Consider the following 25112-nt stretch of genomic DNA (forward strand, 5'->3'; position numbering starts at 1 on the left):
CGTTAAGCGTTCTTCAGCGCGACGCGGAACTCGGCTTCGGTCTTTGCCTTTACCTCATCCAGCGTCACGCCATCGGCGAGCTCGATCAGCGCCATGCCGTCCTTGCCGTGCTTGTCGATGGTGAAGACCGCAAGGTCGGTCACCACCATGTCGACCACGCGCTCGCCGGTCAGCGGCAGGTCGCATTTCTTCAAGAGCTTCGGGCCGTCCTTGGCGGAATGCTCCATCACCACGACGACGCGCTTGACGCCGGCGACGAGGTCCATCGCGCCGCCCATGCCCTTCACCATCTTGCCGGGGATCATCCAATTGGCGAGGTCGCCGTTCTGCGCCACCTGCATCGCGCCGAGGATCGAGAGATCGATATGCCCGCCGCGCACCATGCCGAACGAATCCGCCGACGAGAAATAGCTGGTCGACGGCAATTCGCTGACCGTCTGCTTGCCGGCGTTGATCAGGTCGGCGTCCACCTCGTCCTCATAGGGGAACGGGCCCATGCCGAGCATGCCGTTCTCGCTCTGCAGGCTGACGTCGATGCCTGCAGGGATGTAGTTCGAAACCAGCGTCGGAATGCCGATGCCGAGATTGACGTAATAGCCGTCGCGCAGTTCCTTCGCGGCGCGCGCCGCCATCTGTTCGCGGGTCCAGGCCATCAGATTTCTACTCCCGTTGCCGCCGCGGACGCGCTCGATGGGCGCGGGCGGGTGTTGCGGAACTCAATGCGCTTCTTGGCCGTGCCGACCTCGATGATGCGTTTGACGAAAATGCCGGGCGTGTGGATGTGGTCGGGATTGAGTTCGCCGGCCGGAACCAGGTGCTCGACCTCCGCCACCGTGATCTTGGCGGCGGTCGCCATCATCGGGTTAAAATTGCGCGCGGTCTTGCGGTAGATCAGGTTGCCGGCGGTGTCGCCCTTCCAGGCGTGGACGATGGCGAGATCGGCGAACAGGCCGCGCTCCATGATGTATTTATCGCCGTCGAACTCCTTCACTTCCTTGCCCTCGGCGATCAACGTGCCGACGCCGGTCTTGGTGTAGAACGCCGGGATACCGGCGCCGCCGGCGCGGATGCGTTCGGCCAGCGTGCCCTGCGGATTGAACTCGAGTTCCAGTTCACCGGCGAGGTATTGCTGCGCGAACAGCTTGTTTTCGCCGACATAGGACGAGATCATCTTTTTGATCTGGCGCGTCTCCAGCAGCCGGCTCAGCCCGATGCCGTCGACGCCGGCATTGTTGGAAACCACCGTCAGATTCTTGACGCCGGAATCGCGGATCGCGTCCGACAGGGTTTCGGCGATACCGCACAGACCGAAGCCGCCGGACATGATCATCATGCCGTCCTTGAGAACGCCGTCGAGTGCCGATTTGGCGTCGGGATAAACCTTGTTCATGCAAATAAGACCTGATGGAGGGAACGGCCGAAGGCCGGCATGAGCGGATTATTAGGCGAATTTTTCGCGGTGCGTCAATGCGCTCAGCCGCCAATAACGCCCTTCAGACCGGCATACAGGGACCCGGCCGCGGTCCCCAAGATACCCACCATGGGCCCGGCCGCCGTCATCAGATCCTGAATGATCCGAGCGCGGCGGCGCAGGTGCTCCGCGCCGACATGCCGACCGACGAGCAGGCCTGCGGCCTTGTAGGCAAGCGGGTTGGGCTTGCCGCCGCCCTGCGTCACCGTTTTCGGCAGCACATCGACAATCAGGAAGCCGAGAATGTTGCCGGTCGCGAAAGCGAGCGCGATGCTGGCGGTATATTCGATCACCTCTCGCCATTCGATCCAAGGTCCGGGCACGATCGGAACGTTGTCGTTGATGCCGGTTACGGTGAGCATGCATGTCACGGCGATCGCCGCCGTCAAAAGCCCGACCGCAATAGCGCCGCGCCATCCGATTTTCAGATGCGAATGCATCAGGAAGCCAAACGGCAGCGGAATGACCACCGAAGCAAGCCGGAGATAGAGCGGGGTAATGTCCAAGATGATAGTGATGAGGGTGTGAGCGGCCACCAGCAGGATGACCGGGATCAGGACATAGGCGAGCGAATGAACGCCGTAGTATCGCAAAGGGGACCGAATCCGCTCGATGCGGGCATTGGTCCGATCGAGTTCACGCTGCAGGGCGTCGAGTTCGATGACGATTTTCTCGATCTCGATGATGACAGGGCGTACGATCCGCAGATCCCGCGAGCAATGTTTGCAGACGACTGCCTCATCCTTGATCGTTTCGGCGCAGAACGGGCATTCCATCAGGCTGACCGATTTTTTCTGCGGCGCCTGAGCGCCTCGAGTTCGCTCTTCGCGCGCTCCAGTTCGAGGCGCAACGTGTCGCGCTTGCGCGCCAGTTCGTCACGCTCCACCATCAGCGATTGCGGCACCGCGATCTCCCGCGAGCAGGAGCCGCACACCAGCGCCTCGGGTGGATTTTCCCTCGCGCAGTATGGACAGGCGGCGCTCAGGGGACGACCTTCAGGATGAAGCTCGTAGTCCCGACACGCCCGTCGGTGTCCTTGATGTCGACCCGCACCATGTGCTCGCCAGCCGGCAGTTCGACCTCCGGCATATCAATCCCGCGCGGCCCAACGAAGGATTTGACCCGCGACGTGAGATCGACGTTCGGGGTCCGGAGATAGGTCATCTTGACCGAATCCGGATCGATCTTGGCCCCGCCATAGGGTTCGAATTTGAGCTGAAGCCGCATCGGAGACCGGAGCTGCCCGCCGCCGGTCAGGAGATCGACCTTGGGTCCCCGCGTGATTCCGCGCCGCTCGGCCGCGACCGCGCCTTTCGGCGGCGGCAGCGCGGCTTCCTCGGCCGTGATCAAAACCTGCGCCGCTTTCGCCGGCAGCGCTCCGGCGGCGATAATCGCAATACTTCCCAGCAAAAACCGCAAGCCGCAGATACGCACGATCGTTCTCCCCCTGCCCTTCAACATTATCTCACGCCGCCATCGCCGATGATGGTGTACGGCGCCCAAAACAACGGATGTGCATAAGCGAATTCGGTCTTGCCGTCGGCACCAGTGTAGCCGGGGCCGTCCACCAGAGCCATCATCGCCAGCCGCAGCGCTTCACCGCGCGTCAATTTGGGATCCTGCGCCTGGCGCCTGAACAGATCGGTCACCAGTTCACGCGCCGACTGCGAGTGAACCGACCAGTTGGTCACCAGCAGCGCGCGGGTGCCGGCGTAGAAAAACGCGCGGCCGAGGCCTGAAGCGGCCTCGGCACCGGCGCCTGCTCCGGCGCCGGTGTTGCACGCCGACAGCACGACCCAGTCGGCGTCGAGCTTCAGCCCAAGGATTTCCTCCATCGTCAGCAGGCCGTCGCCATCGCCTCCGGTAACAGTGGGCGATGACAGCGCCAGCGCCGGCTGCGACAAGCCGTTCAGCTCGCCGGGTACGAGACCGTGGGTGGCGAACGCCAGCACCTTGAACCCCGAAAGATCCATCGTCTTCACCGCCTGCTCGCTGGCCTGCTTGCCGAGGTTGAGGACTTTCGACGGATCGGCCTGCAGCGCCAGCGCGATCGACTTCAACTCGTCCGACGTATCGGGCAGCCGCGGCAACATCGCCAGTTCGGCGCTGTCGACGCCATCGAGTTTCGGGCTGTTGCGCCGCTTCAGTGGACCGCCTCGCGTCGTGTTGCCGGAGGCATCGGCGACCCTCACCTTGTCGGCGTTGTCAGCCTCAGCTTCCTGTTCCTTGCTGAAGTAAGGATCGCCGAACGCGATCAGTTCGCCGCGGTTGGGCTTGCCGGGCGGCAATTGACGCAAGGTACGCAGCGCCGCGGCCGATGGAACGGTCGTGACCGCGTGCGTCCGCGCCAGCCACGGCACATCCTTGTAGCTTGCAAACAGCGGATCGTCGTCGCCGCGGATCTCGGTCGGCGCCGTTGGCAACAGCGACAATGGCAACAGGCCGAGCGCGCCATTGGTCACCAGGATCAGATTCTTGGCTGGCCTCCATCCGCTCTCGACCGGCTGCAGCAGCAGCGAATAGAGCTCATGCGCGAGCTTGAGATCGAACGGCGGAATGTCCGAGATCATCGCCGCCTGCGGCTCCAGCGCCTCGCGCAGCTTGCGCACCTTGCTCTCGATGTCGCCGCTACTCGCCTTGATCGCAGCGAACGCGACCGGGCCGTTCTTCGGAACCGCCCAGACGAAACTGCTGCTCTGTCCGAAGTAGAACGACAGCATTGCTTCGCCATCGGCCAGTGTCTCCCTGATCTGCTCCACGGATGGCGATTTCGGCGCGACCAGGTCTGCATAAACCGGGAATCGCCGGCTGATCTCCTGGCGCGCTTTCAACCGTTCGGCGCGCAGTGCATTGATCGAGGCGTTGATCGCGTGAACGCCCTTGTCGTCGCGCTCGTGCGACGGCAGCGACAGCACGTTGTTCAGCGTTCCCAGTTGCGCATTCACCTGCTTGCCGAGGTCCTGTTCCTTGCGGACCAGTTCGGCCAGCGCCGGATCCTTGGCGGCGGCGCGCGCACTTGACGCCGCCAACGCCTGCTGCACCGAACGGCCGCGAATGGCGTCGGCTAGGCTGAAGGTTTCGACGCCGACATCGCCGGACAGGTTCTTCTCCTGCGCCAGCATGTTGAGATAGGCTTCGACGATGCCCTGCAGGCGCTGATTGCGCGCCGCCACCGCCGTGGTGTCGTCGTCATCGGCGTTCTCGCGCGACGACGCCATCAGGATCGGGATCGCCGTCCTGAGCTCGCGGATCGCATCCTGGTCGCGTCCGGCCCGCATCAAGCCGATCGCCAGCGTGCCGCGCGCCGAGGCGGTATCGAGATGATTTTCGCCGACCCGGGAAATCTGCTTCTTCAGGAGCTGTTCAGCCGCGGCAATGCCGGCTTCGATTTGGCCGGAGGCATAGAGCGAGTAAATGCGCCCGCCGTTGAGTTCAAAAGCCTCTCGCCGCGCCGGCTCCCATTTCGCGATCGCCTTGTCGATCTGCGCAAAGACCGCGATCGCATCCTTTCCCTTGCGCTGCAGATTCAAGATGTTGCCGAGCTGCGACAACAACTGCACAGTCGAAAGAGAATCTTCAGCGACGCCAACCGTCCGGGTAATGTCTAGGCTCACCCTGGCCAGTTGCTCCGCTTCGGCGTAACGGCCTTGCTCGACGAGAATGCCGGCCAATCCCGCGATAAAGCGCGGCGTGGTGGGATTGTATTTGCCTTGGTTTTTCAACTGCGACAGCAGCCCCCGGCGAGCATCGACCTCGGCTTCCGCAAAGCGTCCTTGCCGCGCTTTCATTCGGGCCTGGTTCAGGATGTTGAGATCGACGGCGAGCACCATGCTGGACTCGGAAGGCGGATTCTCCGCACCCGACAATATTGGCTTGATCGCAGCGCGCTTGCGCAGCTCGGCGAGCTTGTAGGAGGCCTCGGCATCGCGGAATTGCCCCCGCGCTTCGAACAGCATGGCGCGGCCGATTTCGACTTCGGCTTCCCAGTTCTGACCGTAGGTATTGTAGGTCGACCGCATGATCGGATGGCCGCTGGTTCGCGCTTCCTGGAGCAGCGGCTGGCTGCGGCGCAGGTAGGCCTCCGCCTGCGCGATATCGCCCATCTGGATCAGGATGCCGGCGATCGCGCGGTTCGCACCGACCAGGTACCCCCTGGCCCCCTTCTGATTGGATGTCTCGCGAAGCAGCCGCTGAAACAGTTCAAAAGCCTTCTTGGGATCGCCGGCGGCCATGTACTGTTGGGCGGCAAGCGAAATCAACCTTCCCATCATGTTGGCCGAAACCGCGCCGCGGCCGACTTCGATGGCCTTGTTGGCGTCGGCGATAGTATCGGCGAGCCGGCCGAGCTGGGCCCTGGCGTTGCCGCGATCGAAGTAGAACTGCGCCAGATCTTCGCGCGATTCCTTGCCGGTCGGCTTGGTATCGGCCTCGGCCTTCAGTTTCTCGATGGTCTTGAGATCGGGCTTCTCGCTGTCCAGGATCGCGGTGATGTCGGTGATGGTTCGCGGCGGAGCGACGAATCCAGCGGGCAGCGCGCTGCCGGGCGCAACTTTCGGTGCGGCTTCGGTTGGAATAGCGACGGCGACATTGGCGCGACCATTAGCCTTGTCGAGGGCGGCCATCACGCAGGCGCGGACTTGCGGCGTCGCCTTCTGGCGACAGGCTTCGATGTTTCCCGCTCCGCCGGAGGCTCGCATGCAAGCCTGAACGATGGGCCTGCCGACCGTCATGCGGCAGCTTTCCCGGGCGGTCTCGACGCTGAGCGCCTGCGCCGCCGGCGCGGTTACCGCAAGCACCGCCGTCGCGATGGCGCATCTTGACGTAGCGGCTTGGATTGCAAGGAAATTGGCAGCCCTAAAACGCAGGTGAGAATTAGTATGCGAGGACATTTAATGACCCCCAATAATAAAACATTAACGATGTGCAATAAGGAAATACTAGCAAGCCGGCCCAAGGCTGTCATGGAATTCCAAAGCCGGGCATGCAGGGACTTCTGGTCGCACCCGGAATCGTACGGGCTTTTGGGCGGAGCGGGCTGTAAAGGCCTGTGATCACGACCCAGGAACCGGCGTTGTCGGCCTTGAAAGCGTCAAGAAAACCCTTCAAGTTGCGAGGGTTGGCACAGGGTTACCATGCGTCGCCTGCCCTGATCGGCAGGACACTAATCAACAAGACCTTAAACACAGAAACCCGACTTCGGTTTAGCCAGATCCGGATATGTCACTGACGATGGCCCAAGGAATGAAGCGCCTCGGGATGCCGGTTGCGGCGCTGTTCGGCATGGCCGTGCTCGCCCTGATCGGAACCTCCTGGTTCATCAACCGCGACGCGTTGCGACAGGCGGTCGAGGCACAGATTCGCGCGGTTACCGGGCTCGATCTGGTCGTCACCGGCGCGATCGACGTATCGGTGTTTCCGGGCAGCTATGTCTCGTTCCACAATGTCGGGCTGAAGGGCGGCGGCACCACCGACCCCGCGCTGCAGGTCGATGTATTGACCGCAAATCTGCGCCTGCTGCCATTGCTGCTCCGCCGCTTCGAAATCGCAGACGTCATGATGTTGCGGCCGCATATCCGCGTCGTCAGAGAGGCCGGCGGCCAGAGCAACTGGACGCCGTTCGTCGAACGCATCGCGCGCACGATGAAGCCCGGCGCCGAAAACCAGGTGTCGTTCTCGGAAATCAGGATTCAGGACGGCGTGCTCAAATACGAGGATGCCGCCAACCGCGCCACCGAACAGCTCAGTGACATCGATCTCTCGCTGGCCTGGCCGTCGATCTCGCGCTCGTTCGCGGCGACCGGACAATTCGACTGGCGCGGCGAACGCGTCGACGGCTCGATCTCGGCCAGCGACTTCGTCGCGATGCTCTCGGGCGACCGCTCGGGTCTGAAGGCGCGGCTGGTCAGCGCGCCGCTGAAGCTGGCCTTCGACGGCTCCTTGGCCAACCGCACCAGCCTGATGATGGACGGCACGGTTACCGTCGACAGCGTGTCGCTGCGCAACGCGTTGCGCTGGATGGGACAGCCGGTGCCTGGCAGCGGCGGGTTCGGCCGCTTCGCGCTGAGGGCCCGCGCCAATGTCGTTGGAGCCTCGGTTGCGCTGACGAATGTGAATGTCGAACTCGACGGCAATGTCGCCGAGGGCGTGATGACGGTTGCCAATAACGGCCGCCAGACGCTGCAGGCGACGCTCGCCGCGGGCAACCTGGATTTCACGCCCTATATCTCGACCGTCCGCCTGCTTGCGAGCGGCGCGCGCGACTGGAACCGGCAATTGTTCGACCTCACCTCGCTCTCCGCCACCGACCTCGACATGCGCCTGTCGGCAGCGAGGGTGACGGTCGGCCCGACGAGACTCGGTCGCACCGCGTTCGGCGCCAATCTGCGCGGCGGCGCGCTGGCGCTCTCGGTCGGCGAAGCGCAGATGTATGGCGGCATCGCCAAGGGCTCGTTCGGCATCGCGCGTTCGGACGCGATCGCCGACGTCAAGGCGCAGTTCCAGTTCACCGATGTCGATCTGCAGACCTGCGCCAGCGAATTGTTCGGCATCACCAAGCTTTCCGGCCGCGGCAATCTCGGCGTCTCGTTGATGGCATCCGGCTCAAGCCCGTTCGGCCTCGCCTCCTCGCTCGACGGCACCGCCACGCTCACCGGTCATGACGGCGCGATCGCCGGCTTCAATGTCGAGCAGTTGCTGAAGCGGCTGGAGCGCCGCCCGCTATCCGGCGGCGGCAATTTCCGCTCCGGCACGACCCCCTACGACAACCTCATCGTTTCGGTGCACTTCAACGACGGCATCGCCACCATCGAGGATATCCGCGTGGACGGACCGACCACGCGCCTGACGCTGACCGGCACCGCTTCGGTGCCGAGCCGCGAATACGACCTCAAGGGCGTCGCCAGCCTGACCTCGGCCGCCGCCGGCGACAAGGGCTTCGAACTGCCCTTCGTGGTGCAGGGCCCGTGGGACGATCCGCTGGTGTTTCCCGATCCGGAAAGCCTGATCCGCCGCTCGCCGGGCGCAGCGCCCCTGCTCGATGCGGTGAAGGATCGCAAGACGCGCGATGCGGTGCGCTCGGTGATCGAACGGTTTACTGGTGGAGGATCGCGGCAGGCGGTACCGGAGGCGGCGGCGGACGCGCCGGCCAATGCACCGGCGAAGGCGAATTAACGTAGGGCGGGACTAGCGTCAGCGTAATCTGCCTTAACGCCCCGAGTTGGCGGATTGCGCCTGAGCCTGTCATCGGGCCGCGCCGTGCGCGGACCCGTTGGGCTCATCCGCCCGTCTACCGTACTGGCCTTGGTAGCTAGAAAACATAGCGACGACATCGACCAATGCGGCAGCTCCCGCCGCAATGACGATCGCCAACGTGAACGCGTGAAGGAGATACTTCTTATACGCAGGCCGCTTTTCGCGCTCGGCCGCAAATTCTTTTGCGAACGGTTTTGAGAAAACGAGGATCAATGCGGCAGCCAGACTCAGAACTCCCATTGTCGCGCCCCAGATGACGCCGACATGCACCCGGCCAGCAAAGCCCCAAAATGCAAAGGCGGCAGATCCCACAGCAAGAAAGTAAAATGCCGCACCTGCGTATCGCGCAATTTTGCTGAACAACCAGAGGCCCACCAAAATAACCAGCGCTGCCACCGCGTGGACCGCAAGACCAGAGCTAAAGCGTGGCAGATACCACTGCGAATAGATGAAAACGCTGCAATTCACCGCCGCGATCAAAGCCAAAAGGTAAAGCGCCGCCCTATAGCCGCATCGCTCGAACATCCAACCTCCTCCAAATTATTACGCTCAATTCCATCGCAAGCGATCTTCAGGGAATGTTGTTGCTGCGGCCACCGATGCTATGCGGCCTGTTGAGGAAGTAATCCCGATTGCCCAGCGCCGCCTCGGCATATTGATCGATTGCGACAACGATCGCCTGGACATGGGCATGGCACCATCCTTCCCGCGTCGCCCTGATCCGAACCTCCGCCAGGGCTTTTAGCCACGGCGGGTTATCTGCGTTGGGGTCGTACCATCTGAGCGGTCCTGACATCGCCTGCCTCTGTTGATGAAATCTTCCAACTCCGCCCGCTTGCGCGCGAGCAGGAGCTGCGCCTGCGCGTTATCCAGGCCGGATTGATTGAGCTGACGAGCAAGCTGATCCAGTTCGGCAATCTGCCGGCGCAGGGCCTGAATGGCATCATCGCTCACGGCGGCCTCGAGCCTTCTCCGTTCCGATTGAATCGGAACGGGGCTCTGGATTTTTTATTTGACGCGTTTTCTTGCCGCGAACCGGTTCCCATTTCGCTGGAAAACGCTCTGGCGCCCCGATCGCAGGCTTCCTGCTGACCGCACGGACATCGAGCTTCAGCAGCTCATCGACATTGAGCAGCCGCTCTTCGCCGCCGAGCCGGTTCCGCTCGCCGATGAGGCCGACCATGGTGACCCGCATGGCCATCAGACGCGTTGCTGTTTCCGAACAGTCCTCATCGCGGTTGAGCTGTTTGCGGATGTTATCCTCCACGCTCAGCATCTCCGATCGTAAGAACCTGATTTTCCTGCGAATTTCATTCAATTTGTTGTCCATGGGGCCACCTCGCTGCGGTAGAACCCCATAAGAACAAATAAAGAACAAATTTCAAGTTAAGAGTTCGCATCGAATCGAAGATTCTTTGGGGTTTCAGATGTCCCGGCTATCGGACCAGATGGATGCGCCGATGACGCCGCGCCAATTGGCTGCGCTGCGCACGCTCAGCGCCGAGGCCTACCAGCCAAAACTGCTCGAGAAAAACCTGACGGCCAGGGAAGCCGAGCGGCGGATTGCCGCGCTGAAGGCGGAGATCGAATTGGCGAATTCGTTCTGAGCCGCCTGCCCGGTCCCCGTGACCGGAACGAAGGGACATGGAGCGCCGCCATAGCCCAAACCGATGCGCCACCTTCAATCCAAAACCGACCTGAGCCCGGTTTGATCCAGGAACATTGCTCTTCGCTGCGTGCTTATCCCTGAATGAAGGAAAGCCGTCATGCGGTGCCGCGTGCAGGCCTGGAGGAATTCGTTCGGGGCGTACGTTCTCGGAAGCAGGTGTGACTTCTCGGCGCGGAGCCGGTCATGAAAATTGCCGTTGTAGGGGGGACCGGATTGATCGGATCGGCAATCGTGGCTCACCTGTTCTCGCGTGGTCATTCCGTCGTTTCAATGAGCAGAAGCGACCATTCCGGCCCTGGAGCTCACAGGGTCGATATCTCCGAGGCGAAGTCGCCCGCATACTGGCTGCCGCATCTCGATGGCATCGAGGCGGTTGTGAATTGCGCAGGCGTACTTCAGGACAGCCCCGGCGATTCCACCTCAATGGTGCATCATCACGGCATCGCAAATCTCTTTGCCGCTTGCGAGCAGCTCCAGATCCGTCGCGTCATCCATTTTTCCGCCATCGGCGTCGACCGCGAAACCCCGAGCGATTTTTCCCGATCCAAATTGGCCGGCGACAAAGCGCTGATGGAGCGCGATCTCGATTGGGTCATCTTGCGGCCTTCCGTGGTGATCGGCCGCGCGGCCTATGGCGCCAGCGCGCTGATGCGAGGCCTGGCGGCGCTGCCCGCCATTCCCGTGATGCCGAACACGGGACAGCTCCAGATCGTACTGCTTGAGGACGTGGTACGGACCGTGGAGCACTTTCTTGACCCCGCCGCGCCCGCGCGGCAGATTATCGAGCTGGTCGGCTCGCATCGCTATTCCTTCGGCGCGGTCGTTGCGCTGTTCCGCCGCTGGTGCCGTTGGCCGCCGGCGCGGGAGCTGCACCTGCCGCGGTTCGCTTCCAGCCTCATGTACAAGTTCGGCGACATGGTTTCATATCTCGGCTGGCGGCCTCCCGTGCGCAGCACCGCCGAACGGGAGATTGGCCGCGGCGCCGTCGGCAATCTTGAAGACATGCAGCGGCTCGGGCTGCATCCCAAAAGCCTTCCGGAATTCTTCGCATCCGAACCGGCTTCCGTGCAGGAACGCTGGTTTGCCGGCATGTACCTGGTCAAGCCCGCGATCTTTGTCGTTCTATCCCTGTTCTGGCTCTCGACCGCGTTTGTCTCGCTGGGGCCCGGCTGGGGTTATGGCATGGGCCTGATGGGCGAAGGCGGCGTGGAAGGAACGGCCGCCACGCTCACGATCATCGCGGGCGCCCTGGCCGATCTGGTCATTGGACTTGCGATCGCCTACAGGCCGACCAGCCGCTACGGCCTCTATGCGGCCATCGCGATTTCCTTCGCCTACGCGATCATCGGCACCATCCTGGTGCCGCGGCTCTGGGCCGATCCGCTGGGGCCGATGCTGAAGATCTGGCCGATCATCGTGTTGCATTTCGCGGCGCTGGCCGTGCTCGAGGACCGGTGATGCTGTATTTCGTCCTCAAATATCTCCATGTCGTCGGTGCCGCCGTGCTGCTCGGCACGGGCGCGGGCATCGCCTTCTTCATGCTGGCGGCTCACCTCGGCGGCAAGCCGGCCGTGATCGCAGGCGTCGCCCGCATCGTCGTGATTGCCGACTTCATCTTCACGGCGACCGCCGTCGTCGTGCAGCCCATCACCGGCACGCTGCTCGTGCTGAACGTCGGCTATTCGTTCTGGGACGGATGGATCGTCTGGTCGATCGTGCTGTACGTCATCACCGGCGCGCTGTGGCTGCCGGTGGTGTGGATGCAAATGCGCCTGCGCGACCTCGCCGTGATCGCAGCGGCGGAAGGCAAGCCGCTGCCGATAGAATATCACCGGATTTTTTGGCTATGGTTCGCGTTTGGCATTCCGGCGTTCACTGCGGTGGCGATCATAATGTGGCTGATGATCGCCAAACCGCAGATCGGGGTTTTCTGAAATGCGCCGGCAATCGACGAGGACATTGAGCGAAGCGATAGCCGCGGCTTTCATCTCCGCATCTTGGCTCGCTCCTGCGGGCGCTGAACCTAGCTAGCGCCTTCGACGCCAGGCGCTGAGCCAAACTCCCCGGCTTCCGGCATCCGAGGACGCAAAAATGATTGAACCAAAATGGTTGAACCAAAACGCCCCCGCGTGCGCAGACATCTTTGCCGCATTTGCGCCCTGAATATCCCCCTACAGAAGTTTGCATCGCCCCATCTGGATCGCGCCGCGCGCATGGGCTAGTCTTTTATCCAACCGGTTAACAAGCCGGCGTTTTCAGGGAGAACATCGTGATATCCAAAAAACTAGGTGGGCTTTCACTTGCGGTCGCTGCGGTCGGGCTGTTTTACGCCACTGCACCCGCACTGGCCCAGCAAAAGACCATCACCGTCTGGTTCGGCAAGGGCTTTTACAAGTCCGAGGACGACGCGCTCTTGGAGGCGATCAAGAAATTCGAGGCCAAGACCGGCATCAAGGTCGAACTGTCGCAATACGCCATTCAGGATATGATCCCGAAGACGGTGGCGGCGCTGGATTCGGGCACTGTGCCTGATGTCGCCTATTCCGACAGCTATGACGTGCAGGCGCAGGGCAAGTGGGCCTATGAGGGTAAGCTCGAGGATCTCTCCGATATCCTGCTGCCGATGAAGTCGGCGTTCGCGCCGAACACGCTGGAAACCGCGCTGCTCTATAACGACGTCGCCAAGAAGAAGGGCTATTACGGCTTTCCGCTGAAGCAGCAGAGCATGCACGTCCAGATCTGGAAGGACATGCTGGAACAGGCCGGCTTCAAGGAAAGCGACATCCCGACCAAATGGGAAGACTATTGGTCCTTCTGGTGCAACAAGGTGCAAGCCGCCAGCCGCAAGGCCACCGGTCAGCGCGTCTATGCCGTCGGCCAGCCGATGGGCGTGGAATCCACCGACTCGTTCCAGTCGTTCTACACCTTCATGGACGCCTACGACGTCAAGCTGGTCGATGACGACGGCAAGCTCCTGGTCGACGATCCTAAGGTGCGGGAAAACCTGATCAAGGCGATGAAGGATTACACCGACACGTACATCAAGGGCTGCACGCCGCCCTCCTCCACCACCTGGAAGGATCCGGACAACAACGTCGCCTTCCACAACAAGACGATCGTGATGACGCACAACTTCACGATCTCGATCGCGGCGAAATGGCTCGACGACGCCAACAACCCGGCGCTGACGCCGGAGCAGCGCGCGCTCGGCAAGAAGAACTACGATGAGACCATCATCACCGCGTCCTTCCCCAACAAGCCGGACGGCACGCCGATCAAGTATCGCTCCGACGTCAAGACCGGCCTGATGTTCACGGTCGCCAAGAACAAGGCGGAGGGCAAGGAGTTCATCAAGTTTCTGCTGCAGGAGGAGAACGTCCGGCCCTATATCGAAGGCGCGCTCGGCCGCTGGTTCCCGGTAACGACAGCCAGCCAGCAGAGCCCGTTCTGGCAGGCTGACCGGCATCGCAAGGCGGTGTACAATCAGTTCACGGGCGGCACCACGCCGTTCGACTTCACCAAGAACTGGAAGTTCACGATCTTGAACAACGAGAACGTCTGGGCCAAGGCGATGAACCGCGTGGTGAGCGAGAAGGTGCCGGTCGACAAGGCCGTCGACGAACTGATCGCCCGCCTCAAGCAGGTCGCGGGTTAGCGTAAGCAATGCCGGCCGCCGCGAACGTATGGTGCTTGTCGTCCCTGCGAAAGCAGGGACCCCCGCGTGAGCGCTTGCGCTCATCGCGAGGCCGCGGCGGTCGTTTTGCAAAATGCCGGTCGACGACCTTGCGCAATAACAACGACCTGTGGTTATGGGTCCCTGCGTTCGCAGGGACGACGGCGTAGCTGCGGCCGGCATCTCGTTCCAAGAGTATACGTATGGCAATCACGCTTTCGGGCGATCAGGCAATTCCAAGCCCGCCTTTGTCAGCCCGGCTGACCACACCGCAGGTCTGGGGCATCGTGCTGCTCGCCCCCTATCTGCTGGTGTTCCTGGCCTTCGTGGTCTATCCGGTCGGCTACGGGCTGTGGCTGGCGCGGCATCCGGCGAGCTATGTCGCGCTCTATCACGACCCGATCTTCGCGCGCGCCGCCGTCAATACGCTGATCTTCCTCCTGGTCGGCATCAATCTGAAAATGGCGATCGCGCTGTTCCTGTCCGGCTTCTTCGCCCAGCAGCGCACCTGGATCAAATGGCTGTCGGTGCTGTTCATCCTGCCCTGGGCGGTGCCGTCGATCCCGACAATCCTTTCCGTGCGCTTCATGCTCAATCCGGAATGGGGCGTCATCAACCAACTGATCTTCAAATTCACCGCCGAGGACGGCCCGAACTGGTTGAACGATCCGAGCGTCGCGCTCGCCATGGCGATCGGCGTGCACATCTGGAAATCGCTGCCGTTCTGGACGCTGATCCTGATGACCGGACGACTAGCGATCTCGCACGATCTCTACGAAGCCGCCGAGGTCGACGGCGCAAGCTGGTCGCAGAAATTCCGCTACATCACCTGGCCGTCGATGCAGACGCTCTACATTACCTGTACGCTGCTCTCGATGATCTGGACGCTGGGCGACTTCAACAGCGTGTATCTGCTCACCGGCGGCGGCCCCGCCGACCTCACCCATGTACTGGCCACGCTCGGCATCCGCTATCTCCGGCTCGACCAGCTCTCGCTCGCGATGGCCTCCATCGTCTGCGCGCTGCCGTTCGTGTTGCCGCTGGTCTATTTCATGATGAAACGGTTGTCGCGATGAAGCTGCCAACACTCCGCGAGATCGGCACCGAAGCAAAATTGCTGCTGATCGGCATCCCCGTGCTCATCTGGACGCTCGTGCCGATCTACCACATGTTCCTGTTCGCGATCTCGCCGAAGGAAGACGCGTTTTCCGGCAAGCTTTGGCCCACGCATCCGACGCTGAACAATTTCAAGATCGTGTTCTACCAGGAGCACTACTTCCTGCGCGATTTTTGGATCCAGTTCTTCAATTCGGTGGTGATCGCCCTTTCGGCGGGCGCGCTGACGCTCTTGATCGCGACCGCCGCGGCGTTCTCGATCTCGCGGCTGCGCGTTCCCGGCGGGCGCTGGGTGATGAATCTGGCGCTGTTCACCTATTTCATCCCGGCGGCATTCCTCGCCGTGCCGATGTATCGCACCATGGGCAATTACGGCCTCCTCAACAATCACTGGTCGCTGATTCTCGCGATGGTGACGATCGCGTCCCCTTACGCGATCTGGGTTTTGAAGCAGGCGTCCGACAAGCTGCCGGTCGAACTTGATGAAGCCGCCACCATGGACGGCGCTACCACCCTGCAACTGTTCCGGCTGGTGTATGTGCCGCTGATGATGCCCTCGCTGGTGGCGATCGGCACCTACGCGATCCTGCTCGCCTGGAACGAATATCTCTACGCGTTCCTGCTGCTGTCGAAGGATACCGAGATCACGCTCCCCGTGGCGCTTGGCAACTTCCTGGCCGCCGACGACTCGCCCTGGGAATTGCTGATGACCACCGGCTTCATCTACGCGCTGCCGCCGGCCGCGATCTATTACGCGTTCAAGCGCTACATGGTAGGCGGACTGACGGCCGGCGCGGTGAAGTCGTGACTACAGCGGCGCCGCGCTCTTAGCCTCCGAGCTCGACAGCTTCGCAGCGAGCGAAGCGAGCACGATGAGCACCGCGATCAGCGCGATCACCATGGTGCAGATCGCGTTGATCTCCGGCTTTACCCCCAGCCGCACCTCGGAATAGATCCGGATCGGCAGCGTTGCCGAGCCGGGGCCGATGGTGAAGCTTGCGATCACGACATCGTCGAGCGAGAGCGTGAAGGCCAGCATCCAGCCTGCGGCAATGGCAGGCACGATCAGCGGTAGCGTCACCCGAATAAACGCCTGCACCGGATCGCAACCGAGATCCATAGCGGCCTCTTCCAGGCTGCGATCGAGCGAAGCGAGGCGCGACTGCACCACCACGGTGACGAAGCACATCGTCAGCGTGGTGTGCGCGATCGTCACGGTCCAGAAGCCGCGCTCGGCGTTGAGCGCCACGAACAACAACAGCAGCGACAGCCCTGAGATCACCTCGGGCATCACCAGCGGCGCGTAGAGCATGCCGGAAAACAGCGTCCGCCCCCTGAAGCGCTCGCCGCGAACCAGCCCGACTGCCGCGAGCGTGCCGAGCAGCGTTGCGATCGTGGCCGATACCGCGGCGACGCGAAGGCTCATCCATGCCGCATCCAGCATCGCGCGGTCGTTGAAGAATTCATGATACCAGCGCAGCGACCAGCCGCCCCACACCGTGACCAGCCGCGAGGCGTTGAAGGAATAGATGACGAGGATCACGATCGGCAGATACAGAAACGCCATCCCCAGCGCGAGCGCGGTGATGTTGAATGGCGAGATCCTGCCGATACGTTGCGCCATCATCGATCGCCCTCCAATGTGCGGCGCTGCAGCCGGTCGTAGAGCAGTAGCGGCGGCACCAGCAGCACCAGCAAGGCGACCGCGGCGGCGGCGGCGACTGGCCAGTCCTTGTTGGTGAAGAATTCGAGCCACAGCGTCTGGCCGATCATCATCGAACCGGAGCCGGCCAAAAGATCGGGGATCACGAATTCGCCGATGATCGGAATGAAGCACAGCAGCGCGCCGGCGCCGACCCCAGGCAAGGACAACGGGAACGTCACCAGCCAGAACGCCTGAAGCGGCGACGAACCGAGATCGCTTGCGGCTTCCAAAAGCGAGGGGTCCATCTTCGAAAGCGTCGCGTACAGCGGGAGGATCATGAACGGCAGATAGGAATAGACGATGCCGAGATACATCGCAGTATCGGTCGAGAGCCACACCACCGGCGACGAGACCAGATGCAGCGCGAGTAGAATTTTATTGAGCAGCCCGTCATGCTGCAAAATATTGATCCAGGCATAGATGCGGATCAGGAACGAGGTCCAGAACGGCACGATCACCAGCATCATCGCGATCGGCTGCCAGCGCTGCGGTAGCCGCGCCATGCCATAGGCGATCGGATAGCCAATCAAGAGCAGGATCAATGTCGAGGTTACGGCAACAACGACGCTGCGCAAATAGGAGCTGATGTAGAGGCTGTCCGAGATCAGCAGCCTGAAATTATCGAAGGACAACTGCGCGAAGGCCGCGCTGATCGCAGCCCATCCTTCGGAGAAATCGAACACGGGCACATAGGGCGGCTGCGCGATCGCGGTCTGCGACAGGCTGATCTTCACTACGAACCCGAACGGCACCAGGAAGAACAGGACCATCCACAGGTAGGGCGCGATGGCGGCATACCGCGCCGGCTGCGCGAAGATGCGGCGCGTGCTCATCGCTCCAGCACCACGCAATCGTCGGGCGTGAACCACGCCACCACGCGCTGACCGGCGCTCAAAGTGTCGATATCAAGCCGCGCAGTATTGGCGATCGACGAGCGTACCACCGCGCCGGAATCGAGCTTGATCTTGTAGACGGTCGAGCCGCCGAGATAGCTGACATCGGCAACAACGCCCTCGAGCCGGTTGATTGCCTGCAAGGTGCCCGTATCCGATGCCGGGCCGCGGCGCGACAGCTTGACCTTCTCGGGGCGTATCGCGACCGAGACCACCGTCTTGCCGACGAGATCGCGCGGCTCGGCGACCACGATGCTTCCGCCGTCGCGGGTCGCAATCGTCAGGCGATGGTCTTCCTGCGAGGTGACCTCGCCGTCGAACACATTGACGTCGCCGACGAACTGGGCGACCCAGCGCGAGGCGGGCGCCTCGTAGAGATCGCGCGGGGTAGCGACCTGTTCGAGCCGGCCGGCATCCATGACGCCGATCCGATTCGCCATCGTCATCGCCTCTTCCTGGTCGTGGGTGACGACAATGAAGGTCATGCCGAGGCGGCGCTGCAGTTCCATCAATTCGAGCTGCGTGCTTTCACGCAGCTTCTTGTCGAGCGCCGCCAACGGCTCGTCAAGCAGCAGGACCTTGGGCCGCCGGGCCAGCGAGCGCGCCAGCGCCACGCGCTGCTTCTGGCCGCCGGAAAGCTGATCCGGCCTGCGCTTCTCCATGCCCTCGAGCTTGACCAGCGCGGCCATCTCGCCCACGCGGGTATCAATGGCGGCGCGCGCCATCCCGGCGCGCTTCAGGCCGAACGCGATGTTGTCCCAGACCGAGAGATGCGGAAACAGCGCGTAGTTCTGGAACATCATGTTGACGGGCCGCTCATGCGGCAGCACCGGCGCGATATCGCGGCCACCGAGCAGGATGCGGCCCTCGTCCGGGGTTTCGAAACCGGCAAGCATCCTGAGCAGCGTGGTCTTGCCGCAGCCGCTCGGGCCCAATAGCGCAAAGAACTCGCCTGCGTTGACGTCGAGCGAGAGCCGGTCCACGGCGCGGAAACTGCCGAATTTCTTGGATACGCCTTCGATGCGGAGCAGCGGCGTGTCGCCGGCCGGCGCCATCGGCGTCGCCTGCGCTACAGCCGTGTTGATTTTCGCTGTGTCGATCTCAGGCGATTGCCCGCTCATGTCATTTGCCTGCGCCATCATGGCCGCACGCTAGCGGCGGATCGCCATCCGCTCAACCGGCCCGGAACAAGCAGCCACAATATTCTGGATGCAGCTCCCGTCTCTGGTAAGGTTCGGAATTCGCAGAAAGCCGGCCGCCGCGCGCGATGGGAATGATCGGGAGAGATTGATGACCGTTCGAAATTTGGTGGCAGCGACGGCGATCTCTTGCCTGCTCGCCAGCTCGGCCGCCGCCCAGGAAGCCATCGTCACCTACAAATCGCTGAGCCCCGAGGTGGCGCTCGATCTGGCGCGCGCGACGCTGGCGGATTGCCGCAAACGCGGCTTTCAGGTGTCGGTCGCCGTGGTCGATCGCTTCGGCGTGACGCAAGTATTGCTGCGCGACCGCTTTGCAGGCGCACATACGGTTTCGACCGCTTCGGGCAAGGCATGGACGGCGGTGAGCTTTCGCACCAGCACGGCCGAACTCGTCGCCAACAGCCAGCCCGGAACGATGCAGTCCGGAATCCGCGATCTGCCGGGCGTCGTCATCATCGGCGGCGGGCTGACGGTCGAAGCGGCAGGTTCGCTGCTGGGCGCTGTCGGCGTCTCCGGGGCTCCTGGCGGCGACGCGGACGAAGCCTGCGCCAAAGCAGGCATCGATGCCATACGCGACAAGCTCGACTTCTAGACCTGACGATGTCATCGCACGCCCCTAGGACAAGAACGATGAACCGCGACAGATATGACCTCCAGCTGACAACCGCCTCGGATCGCGCCGCGGCGCATTATCGCGAAGGCGTCGACTGCATACTGTCGGCCTGGCACGGTGCCGAGGACGCCTTCGACAAGGCGATAGCGGAAGATCCCGGCTTTGCGCTGGCGCATATCGGCCGCGCCCGGCTGCATCAGCTCAACATGGAGGGCAGCAAGGCGCGTGCCGTGGCGGCGCAGGCCCGTGAACTGGCCGCCGGCGCGAGCCCGCGCGAAAAAAGCCATGTCGAGATCATGGCCGCCGTGATCGAGAGTAAGCCGAAGGTCGCGGTGACCGGCGCCGAGGCGCATCTCGAAGAGTATCCGCGCGACGCGCAGGTGCTGTCGATCCTGCTCGGCGCGTTCGGTCTCTACGCGTTCTCGGGCCGTCCCGATCACGATGCGGCCAAGCTCGCGATCTGCGAACGCCACGCACGCCATTATGGCGAGGACTGGTGGTTTGTCAGCTACCTCGGCTGGTCGCACACCGAGGCGGGAAATCTCTCCACTGGCCGGACGCTGTCCGAGCGCGCGATGGGGCTGCGATCGGCCAACGCCAACGCGGCACATGGTCTCTCGCATGCGATGTTCGAGCAGGGCGACATGGAGGCCAGCCGCGGCTTCCTTTCGCAATGGATGCCGGCGCATGAGCGCCAGAGCTTTCTGCATGGGCACCTGGCCTGGCACGGCGCGTTGACATTGCTCGACGCCGGCGATCCCGACGGCGCGCTTGCGATCTACGAACAGCATATCAAGCCGGCGGGCCGGCCATATCCGCCGCTGAACATCTTCACCGACGGCGCCTCGCTGCTGTGGCGGCTTGCGCTGGCCGGCCAGACCGGGCTGGAGGCGCATTGGCAGGATATCGCCGCCTATGGCGAAAAGTACTTTCCGCAAGCCGGTGCACATTTTGCCGACGTTCATTTTGTGCTGGCCACCGCAATGACCGGCAGCGATGCGCTGGAGACGCGATTGGCGCAGGTCGAAGCACGCGCAGCCGACGGCAAGCTGTTGCCGGGGCAGGCTGCCATCGACCTCTGTCGCGGCATCCGGGCGTTTGCGGAAGGCGACAATGCGGAAGCGATCCGCCTGCTCGAACCGGCCCTTGCCGACTTGACGCGGATCGGCGGCAGCCACGCCCAGCGCGAATTGTGGGAGGACACGCTGATCGTGGCGTACCTGCGCGCCGGTCGCGGCGAAGCGGCCGCGAGCCGCATCTCGGCCCGGCTTGACCGTAGGCCTTCGGCGCGTGACGAGGCCTGGTCGCGGCAAGCGCAGCGAAACTAGGCGAGGTCAAGCAGGTCGCGACGATCAGCCACGTCGCTCGACGGCAAACACCTCGATTGCCGCCGCCCGTCCCCGCAAGCGAACTTCGCCGAGCGCTTCGACGGCGAAAACCGGCTTCAGCTTCATGTGGCGCAGCAGGTCGGAAGACACCAGCAAGTTCCGGCCAACCTCCTTGCAGTGCTCCTGCAGCCGCGCCGTCACGTTCACGGTATCACCGAAATAGGCAAGCTGGCGGCGTGAGCTGCCGCACTCGCTGATCACCACGTAACCGGCATGCAGGCCAGCGCGGAAGCTCGGCACCATGCCGAACTCTTGCCGATAAGAGTCAGCTTTGTTCGCTATACTGTCGGCAATCGCGAAGAAGCATTCGATGCAGCGCGCCCCCGACATCCTGTCATCGAGCGGCCACGTCACGATGACCTCATCGCCGACATAGGCGTGAACCTCGCCGCCATGCGCGACGATCGCACCATCGATGTCGAAGAAGAAGCGGGTGAGCAGGCCCTGCACGCGCAGTTCGCCCATCGTCTCCGCGAGCGAGGTCGAACCTGCGAGATCGAGAAACATCAGCACGCGCGCTTCCCGCACCGGGCTTCGGTATCGCCCGAGCGCTACGTTGAACAGCACGCGGCTGCCGACCAGCCGTGTCAGTTCGAAGGTTGACAGGACGATCAGGGATGCGAAGAAGCTAAACGCAACGACAATGGGAAACTTCTCCATCAGCCACTTCGTCTCGATCCATTCCCAGTACAGCGTTACCTGCAAGACCAGCGCCGCGCTCGCGACCACGATGGCCATAGTCGCTGAGCGCACCGCCAGATCCATCAGTAACGGCCATTTGCTGATCCACGCACTTCGTCGCGACGTGAAGTAGAGATGAACACCCCAGGCGGCCAGCGTGATGCCCATCCCATGCAACATGCTCCGGAGATAGTACGGCAACGTTGCTTCGATCGGATCGTCAATGAAATAGCGATAGGCTATTCCCCCGAGCAAGCCGATGATCGCCAGGAAGACGGTTGGCCTGATCACGCCCCGCATGTCGCACCCATTCGTCAGACGGCCGCTGCCATGAACGCCGCCAGCGCGTCGCGGTCCTCCGGCAGCATGGTGAGGCCAAGCTTCGAGCGCCGCCACAAGACATCGTCCGGAAAGCGCGCCCATTCCCGCTGCATGAGATAGCGGACCTCTGCGCCCGTCAATTCCGGTCCGAAAGCAAGGCCGAGTTCGTCGCGCTCCTTGGCGTCGCCCAGGATCGCCTTGACGTTCGAGCCGTAGGCCGCGACCAGGCGCCGCGCTTGATCCTCGCCGAGAAATCGCCAGCGCTCGCGCACTTCGTCGACTTCGTTGTCGAAGCGGTCCCAGGCAAAATCACCGCCGGGCAGCGGCGCCGTCGCGGTCCAGCGCGGCGACATCGGATAGAACGGCGTCAGCTTCGAGACCGCCTGCTCTGCGCGCAGCCGCGACGTCGTGACGTCGCCGCCGAACACCGTGAGCAGCGGCGCTCTTCCGCGGCCGTGGTCGAGCGTCATCGCCCCGTCGCGTCCGCTCGCGGCGTTCCGCACCATGTTGGCCCCGGAAAGCGTACGCACCACATCGACCGTCTCGATCCGCTCGCGGAAATAGCGGTTCGCCGCATCGCAGAGATAGGCGACGTCACCGGCCGCCATCGCAACGATGGCTGGATCGCCCTTGAAAGCATGGTTGACGGTGCCGATCAGGGTAAAATCGCGCTCATAGGGGCTTGCGAAAATCAGTCGTCCATCGCTGTTCTGGAATACATAGATATTGTCGCTGTCGAACAGACGACGGACCACGATCTGGTCCATCTGCTCGGCGGCAACCTTCGGCGGCGGCACGCGCAACACCGTCTCGGCGACGGACGACGTCCAGGCGCCGCTGGCGTTGACGATCGCCCTTGCCGTGATCACCTGGCGAAAACCGCGATCGATCGTCACCAGCCGCCATTCCCTGCCCCGTTCGGCCCGGGTGCAGCGCGCGCCGGTGCGAATCACCGCGCCGCGCGCCGCGGCATCGACGGCCGTGAGCACCACCAGCCGGGAGTCGTCCACGACACAGTCGGAATACTCGAAGGCGGTGCCGAACGGGCGCTTCAGCGCGTTGCCGATCGGATGATGCGTGACGTCGACAGTCGCCGAGGCCGGCAGACCGCTGCGCGAGGCCAGCCGGTCGTACAACAGCAGCCATGAGCGCAACTGCCAGTCCGGGCGTTCATCCGAATGGGCGGGAATCGCAAAGCGCATCGGGCGGACCAGATGCGGCGCGATCCTGAGCCAGATGTCGCGCTCGGCGAGCGCCGTCCGAACCCGCAAGAAATGCCGGCGCTCAAGGCTTGCCAGATCGCCGTGAATCAGCCGAGGCGAGGCCGACGAGGCGCCCGCGGCGAGATCGCCCTGCTCCAGCAGGATGACGCGCAGGCCGCGGCCTGCGGCGTCCCGCGCGATGCTGACGCCGTTCAACCCGCCGCCAATGATCGCGAGATCGTAGTCCGCCATACGCTATGGGTGACTGGAGAGAAGCTGACTTCACTACACTAGGTCATGATGGCCAAAAGTGGATGGCGCTCCTGGAAATGAATCAAGCGCCGCTCAGCCGGTTGCGCCGATCGATGCGAAAAAGCGCTCCGGTCCTTCCAGTTCCACCAGCTTCTTTTTTTCGATCAGCCAGAACCGGTTTCCTACCGTTCGCATGAAGTTGCGATCATGTGAAACCAGCAGGCAGCTTGCCTGATGCTCCAGCAATTCGTCCTCCAGCACTTCCTGCCCCTCGATGTCCAGGTGATTGGTAGGCTCGTCGAGCAGATAGAAGTTTGGCTGGGCAAGCCGCAGCAAGAGCATGCCGAGACGCGCCTTCTGTCCGCCGGAAAGCCGGCAGATCGGACGGCGCTGCATCGCAACCGACAGGCCTGCTCCGGCGAGCAATGCGCGCGCACGCTGATCGCCGACATCGAATCCGCTGACGATCGTGTGCATCGGCGTGTCGGCATCGGCAAGATCCTGTCCGCAATAGCCGAGAGCAAGCGACTGCGTAACCTTGATACAGGCCCGCATGGCTTCCGGGTTTTCGATCGCTTGGCGCAGCATCGCCACGAACCGGGTCTTGCCCGCCCCGTTCGGTCCCAGGAGCACGATCCGGTCTCCCTTGCAGATGAACTGCTTGCCGGTCTTGAACAGCAATCTGCCGTCCGGGGCAGAGACGGCGGCATCGTTCAGCGCAATCAGAACCTTGGCGTGTGTTCCGCGATTGGCCAGCTTGATCATCCCCGCGGGTCGCTCCAGATGCGCGGGTTTTGCCGCATCTTCCAGCCTCTCCGCCCGCTGCTTTAATTGCTTGGTTTTTTGCAACAGAAGGTCGCTGCCGGAATTGATGCCGATATTGTTGAGCTTTGCGGCGCGTTGGCGAAGCTGCGCGGCCGCCTTTACGTCACGTTGGTAGCGCCGTTCGTCCGATGCATCGATCTCGCTAAGCGCGACGCGAGCCCGCGTGTAGGGCAGGGAAAATATTTGCGACTGCTCGGGTCTCAAGAATACCGTGCGGTTCGTGGTTGCGTCGAGAAAGGCCCTGTCATGGCTCGAAATGACGACCGGCATATCGCGCGGCAGCGCGTTCAGCCAATCTTCAAGCTGACGGATCCGGGCGAGGTCCAGATGGTTGGTTGGCTCGTCGAGCAACAACACGTCGGCCTCGGTCACCACGACGCGGGCAAGCAAGGCAAGCCGCTGCCAACCGCCGCTCAGTTGCTTCAGCGGCCTCTGCCGCAGCGCCTCGGGCACCTCCAGCGATTCCAGAGCAATTTCGACTCTCCAGCTCTCGCTTTGCCGTCGTTCGACGGGTAGCGCCTCGAGCACCGCCGCCTCAAACGGCGTATCCATCAGCACCGACGGCACGTCCTGCTCGACATAGCCGATGGTCAGTCCGCGCGATCTGGTGATCTCGCCTTCTCCTGGCTCCATCAGGCAGGCAATGCAGCGCAGCAGCGTGGATTTGCCGCGCCCATTGGCCGCGACGAGCCCGATACGGTCACCGGCATTGACGACAAGGTTCAGTCGGGAAAACAGCGGAGCATTCAGCGTCACGCCGAGATTGCGGATAGTGATAAGGGTCATGATCGTTTTCTGGTCTTGCCGGCGACCACGGCATCCGGGCATGCAGCCATCAGCGGATGTCCGTGTC

The 25112-nt window shown here is 62.8% G+C and carries 24 protein-coding genes; 9 read left to right on the forward strand and 15 right to left on the reverse strand.

Annotated elements, in window-relative coordinates; genetic code table 11:
* Nucleotides 1-2 precede the first annotated feature (2 nt).
* The 6 genes from V1290_RS14325 to V1290_RS14350 form a co-directional block, all read right to left on the reverse strand.
* On the reverse strand, nt 3-653 hold the full coding sequence (locus tag V1290_RS14325) for a 3-oxoacid CoA-transferase subunit B (protein WP_334365013.1): 651 nt from the start codon (nt 651-653) through the stop codon (nt 3-5).
* Entirely contained in the window at nt 653-1390 is a 738-nt protein-coding gene (locus V1290_RS14330) for a CoA transferase subunit A (protein ID WP_334365014.1), read from the reverse strand. Before V1290_RS14330 ends, V1290_RS14325 begins: the two co-directional genes overlap by 1 nt.
* Nucleotides 1391-1473: 83 nt before the next feature.
* A complete protein-coding gene (locus V1290_RS14335) occupies nt 1474-2247 on the reverse strand; it encodes a hypothetical protein (RefSeq protein ID WP_334365015.1) in 774 nt (257 codons plus the stop codon).
* Nucleotides 2247-2375, reverse strand: a complete 129-nt coding sequence (locus V1290_RS14340; RefSeq protein WP_256441645.1) for a hypothetical protein — start codon at nt 2373-2375, stop codon at nt 2247-2249. Before V1290_RS14340 ends, V1290_RS14335 begins: the two co-directional genes overlap by 1 nt.
* A gap of 77 nt (nt 2376-2452) precedes the next feature.
* Nucleotides 2453-2905 (reverse strand): hypothetical protein, encoded by a 453-nt coding sequence (locus tag V1290_RS14345; protein ID WP_334365016.1) that lies wholly within the window; start codon nt 2903-2905, stop codon nt 2453-2455.
* Between the two features lie 26 nt (nt 2906-2931).
* On the reverse strand, nt 2932-6201 hold the full coding sequence (locus V1290_RS14350) for a CHAT domain-containing protein (protein ID WP_442895060.1): 3270 nt from the start codon (nt 6199-6201) through the stop codon (nt 2932-2934).
* A 499-nt stretch (nt 6202-6700) separates the two neighbouring features.
* Between V1290_RS14350 and V1290_RS14355 the strand changes: the two genes are divergently transcribed.
* The gene (locus V1290_RS14355; RefSeq protein ID WP_334369027.1) at nt 6701-8641 is read left to right on the forward strand and encodes an AsmA family protein; all 1941 of its coding nucleotides are present in this window, start codon (nt 6701-6703) and stop codon (nt 8639-8641) included.
* 69 nt (nt 8642-8710) lie between these two features.
* On the opposite strand, the gene V1290_RS14360 is transcribed toward V1290_RS14355, so the two are convergent.
* The 3 genes from V1290_RS14360 to V1290_RS14370 all read right to left on the reverse strand — a co-directional run bounded on the left by V1290_RS14360 (nt 8711) and on the right by V1290_RS14370 (nt 10052).
* Nucleotides 8711-9247, reverse strand: coding sequence for a hypothetical protein (locus V1290_RS14360; protein ID WP_334365018.1), 537 nt, complete (start codon nt 9245-9247; stop codon nt 8711-8713).
* A 216-nt stretch (nt 9248-9463) separates the two neighbouring features.
* Entirely contained in the window at nt 9464-9676 is a 213-nt protein-coding gene (locus V1290_RS14365) for a hypothetical protein (protein WP_334365019.1), read from the reverse strand.
* Entirely contained in the window at nt 9666-10052 is a 387-nt protein-coding gene (locus tag V1290_RS14370; protein WP_334365020.1) for a hypothetical protein, read from the reverse strand. Before V1290_RS14370 ends, V1290_RS14365 begins: the two co-directional genes overlap by 11 nt.
* Nucleotides 10053-10149: 97 nt before the next feature.
* Between V1290_RS14370 and V1290_RS14375 the strand changes: the two genes are divergently transcribed.
* The 6 genes from V1290_RS14375 to V1290_RS14400 all read left to right on the forward strand — a co-directional run bounded on the left by V1290_RS14375 (nt 10150) and on the right by V1290_RS14400 (nt 15988).
* A complete protein-coding gene (locus V1290_RS14375) occupies nt 10150-10329 on the forward strand; it encodes a DUF3072 domain-containing protein (RefSeq protein WP_334365021.1) in 180 nt (59 codons plus the stop codon).
* A gap of 245 nt (nt 10330-10574) precedes the next feature.
* Nucleotides 10575-11849, forward strand: coding sequence for an SDR family oxidoreductase (locus V1290_RS14380; RefSeq protein ID WP_334365022.1), 1275 nt, complete (start codon nt 10575-10577; stop codon nt 11847-11849).
* Nucleotides 11849-12325 carry a DUF2269 family protein gene (locus tag V1290_RS14385; RefSeq protein WP_334365024.1) on the forward strand — a complete coding sequence of 159 codons (477 nt, stop codon included), beginning with the start codon at nt 11849-11851 and terminating at the stop codon, nt 12323-12325. The genes V1290_RS14380 and V1290_RS14385 overlap by 1 nt, the downstream gene beginning before the upstream one ends.
* Before the next feature lie 335 nt (nt 12326-12660).
* Nucleotides 12661-14046 carry an ABC transporter substrate-binding protein gene (locus tag V1290_RS14390; protein ID WP_334365026.1) on the forward strand — a complete coding sequence of 462 codons (1386 nt, stop codon included), beginning with the start codon at nt 12661-12663 and terminating at the stop codon, nt 14044-14046.
* Nucleotides 14047-14267: 221 nt separating this feature from the next.
* Nucleotides 14268-15140, forward strand: a complete 873-nt coding sequence (locus V1290_RS14395) for a carbohydrate ABC transporter permease (RefSeq protein WP_334365027.1) — start codon at nt 14268-14270, stop codon at nt 15138-15140.
* Nucleotides 15137-15988, forward strand: a complete 852-nt coding sequence (locus V1290_RS14400; protein WP_334365028.1) for a carbohydrate ABC transporter permease — start codon at nt 15137-15139, stop codon at nt 15986-15988. The genes V1290_RS14395 and V1290_RS14400 overlap by 4 nt, the downstream gene beginning before the upstream one ends.
* Here V1290_RS14400 and V1290_RS14405 read toward each other — a convergent pair whose 3' ends face one another.
* Genes V1290_RS14405 through V1290_RS14415 form a run of 3 tightly spaced genes read right to left on the reverse strand, consistent with a single transcriptional unit; the run spans nt 15989 to nt 18899 of the window.
* Nucleotides 15989-16807, reverse strand: coding sequence for an ABC transporter permease (locus tag V1290_RS14405; RefSeq protein WP_334365029.1), 819 nt, complete (start codon nt 16805-16807; stop codon nt 15989-15991).
* Nucleotides 16804-17718 carry an ABC transporter permease gene (locus tag V1290_RS14410; RefSeq protein WP_334365030.1) on the reverse strand — a complete coding sequence of 305 codons (915 nt, stop codon included), beginning with the start codon at nt 17716-17718 and terminating at the stop codon, nt 16804-16806. Before V1290_RS14410 ends, V1290_RS14405 begins: the two co-directional genes overlap by 4 nt.
* Nucleotides 17715-18899: an ABC transporter ATP-binding protein gene (locus tag V1290_RS14415; protein ID WP_442894121.1), complete on the reverse strand. Its 1185-nt coding sequence runs from the start codon at nt 18897-18899 to the stop codon at nt 17715-17717. The genes V1290_RS14410 and V1290_RS14415 overlap by 4 nt, the downstream gene beginning before the upstream one ends.
* Before the next feature lie 169 nt (nt 18900-19068).
* On the opposite strand from V1290_RS14415, the gene V1290_RS14420 reads away from it, so the two are divergent.
* Both V1290_RS14420 and V1290_RS14425 read left to right on the forward strand, forming a co-directional pair.
* On the forward strand, nt 19069-19569 hold the full coding sequence (locus V1290_RS14420) for a GlcG/HbpS family heme-binding protein (RefSeq protein WP_334365031.1): 501 nt from the start codon (nt 19069-19071) through the stop codon (nt 19567-19569).
* A 38-nt stretch (nt 19570-19607) separates the two neighbouring features.
* Nucleotides 19608-20918 (forward strand): tetratricopeptide repeat protein, encoded by a 1311-nt coding sequence (locus tag V1290_RS14425; RefSeq protein ID WP_334365032.1) that lies wholly within the window; start codon nt 19608-19610, stop codon nt 20916-20918.
* A gap of 24 nt (nt 20919-20942) precedes the next feature.
* On the opposite strand, the gene V1290_RS14430 is transcribed toward V1290_RS14425, so the two are convergent.
* The 3 genes from V1290_RS14430 to V1290_RS14440 all read right to left on the reverse strand — a co-directional run bounded on the left by V1290_RS14430 (nt 20943) and on the right by V1290_RS14440 (nt 25045).
* A complete protein-coding gene (locus tag V1290_RS14430; protein WP_334365033.1) occupies nt 20943-21959 on the reverse strand; it encodes an adenylate/guanylate cyclase domain-containing protein in 1017 nt (338 codons plus the stop codon).
* A gap of 14 nt (nt 21960-21973) precedes the next feature.
* Nucleotides 21974-23434 (reverse strand): glycerol-3-phosphate dehydrogenase, encoded by a 1461-nt coding sequence (locus tag V1290_RS14435; RefSeq protein WP_334365034.1) that lies wholly within the window; start codon nt 23432-23434, stop codon nt 21974-21976.
* A 93-nt stretch (nt 23435-23527) separates the two neighbouring features.
* The gene (locus V1290_RS14440; protein ID WP_334365035.1) at nt 23528-25045 is read right to left on the reverse strand and encodes an ABC-F family ATP-binding cassette domain-containing protein; all 1518 of its coding nucleotides are present in this window, start codon (nt 25043-25045) and stop codon (nt 23528-23530) included.
* Nucleotides 25046-25112: the final 67 nt, after the last annotated feature.

Origin of the sequence: Bradyrhizobium sp. AZCC 1578 (assembly GCF_036924675.1) — a bacterium.
Lineage (GTDB): Bacteria > Pseudomonadota > Alphaproteobacteria > Rhizobiales > Xanthobacteraceae > Bradyrhizobium.

Excerpts from the sequence above, each read along its gene's own strand:
- V1290_RS14395 (WP_334365027.1), top strand. The coding sequence starts at position 14,268 with ATGGCAATCACGCTTTCGGGCGATCAGGCAATTCCAAGCCCGCCTTTG.
- V1290_RS14430 (WP_334365033.1), bottom strand. The coding sequence starts at position 21,959 with ATGCGGGGCGTGATCAGGCCAACCGTCTTCCTGGCGATCATCGGCTTG.
- V1290_RS14325 (WP_334365013.1), bottom strand. The coding sequence starts at position 653 with ATGGCCTGGACCCGCGAACAGATGGCGGCGCGCGCCGCGAAGGAACTG.
- V1290_RS14425 (WP_334365032.1), top strand. The coding sequence starts at position 19,608 with ATGAACCGCGACAGATATGACCTCCAGCTGACAACCGCCTCGGATCGC.
- V1290_RS14405 (WP_334365029.1), bottom strand. The coding sequence starts at position 16,807 with ATGATGGCGCAACGTATCGGCAGGATCTCGCCATTCAACATCACCGCG.
- V1290_RS14330 (WP_334365014.1), bottom strand. The coding sequence starts at position 1,390 with ATGAACAAGGTTTATCCCGACGCCAAATCGGCACTCGACGGCGTTCTC.
- V1290_RS14355 (WP_334369027.1), top strand. The coding sequence starts at position 6,701 with ATGGCCCAAGGAATGAAGCGCCTCGGGATGCCGGTTGCGGCGCTGTTC.
- V1290_RS14410 (WP_334365030.1), bottom strand. The coding sequence starts at position 17,718 with ATGAGCACGCGCCGCATCTTCGCGCAGCCGGCGCGGTATGCCGCCATC.
- V1290_RS14335 (WP_334365015.1), bottom strand. The coding sequence starts at position 2,247 with ATGGAATGCCCGTTCTGCGCCGAAACGATCAAGGATGAGGCAGTCGTC.
- V1290_RS14400 (WP_334365028.1), top strand. The coding sequence starts at position 15,137 with ATGAAGCTGCCAACACTCCGCGAGATCGGCACCGAAGCAAAATTGCTG.
- V1290_RS14420 (WP_334365031.1), top strand. The coding sequence starts at position 19,069 with ATGACCGTTCGAAATTTGGTGGCAGCGACGGCGATCTCTTGCCTGCTC.
- V1290_RS14360 (WP_334365018.1), bottom strand. The coding sequence starts at position 9,247 with ATGTTCGAGCGATGCGGCTATAGGGCGGCGCTTTACCTTTTGGCTTTG.
- V1290_RS14440 (WP_334365035.1), bottom strand. The coding sequence starts at position 25,045 with ATGACCCTTATCACTATCCGCAATCTCGGCGTGACGCTGAATGCTCCG.
- V1290_RS14350 (WP_442895060.1), bottom strand. The coding sequence starts at position 6,201 with ATGACGGTCGGCAGGCCCATCGTTCAGGCTTGCATGCGAGCCTCCGGC.
- V1290_RS14375 (WP_334365021.1), top strand. The coding sequence starts at position 10,150 with ATGTCCCGGCTATCGGACCAGATGGATGCGCCGATGACGCCGCGCCAA.
- V1290_RS14385 (WP_334365024.1), top strand. The coding sequence starts at position 11,849 with ATGCTGTATTTCGTCCTCAAATATCTCCATGTCGTCGGTGCCGCCGTG.
- V1290_RS14435 (WP_334365034.1), bottom strand. The coding sequence starts at position 23,434 with ATGGCGGACTACGATCTCGCGATCATTGGCGGCGGGTTGAACGGCGTC.
- V1290_RS14380 (WP_334365022.1), top strand. The coding sequence starts at position 10,575 with ATGAAAATTGCCGTTGTAGGGGGGACCGGATTGATCGGATCGGCAATC.
- V1290_RS14415 (WP_442894121.1), bottom strand. The coding sequence starts at position 18,899 with ATGAGCGGGCAATCGCCTGAGATCGACACAGCGAAAATCAACACGGCT.
- V1290_RS14370 (WP_334365020.1), bottom strand. The coding sequence starts at position 10,052 with ATGGACAACAAATTGAATGAAATTCGCAGGAAAATCAGGTTCTTACGA.